We start from the raw sequence: 322 nt of genomic DNA on the forward strand, positions 1-322 counted from the left end.
CAACCCCTCGCCCGCCGCCGCGAAGGCGCTAGCCGAGCTGCGCTCGGCGGGTATCTTCGGCCGCGGGAACCTCCAGTTCAAGAACAAGTTCCGCCCGGACAACCTGCCGATCTACCTCTGCACCCCGGGCGAGGGGGAGGCCACGGACGTGGCGTACGGGAGCAGCGGGATCGGGTCGCGGGCGCTGCGCGCGCCCGACCTGACGCACACCCGCCTGCCGGACACCACCCTGCCCCTGGCGGACGCCGGGGGGCGAGAGAACGCCGCAGCCCCGGCGGCGCGGCCGCCGCGACCGGCCCCGGACGGCAGTCAAGTACCGCTC

1 protein-coding gene is annotated in these 322 nt (G+C 75.5%); it reads left to right on the plus strand.

Translation table 11 applies throughout. The features are described 5' to 3' along the window. A partial coding sequence (locus UK12_RS42430) for a hypothetical protein (protein WP_045307201.1) occupies positions 1-322 on the plus strand: 322 nt, incomplete at both ends.

The organism is Saccharothrix sp. ST-888 (assembly GCF_000955975.1).
GTDB lineage: Bacteria > Actinomycetota > Actinomycetes > Streptomycetales > Streptomycetaceae > Kitasatospora.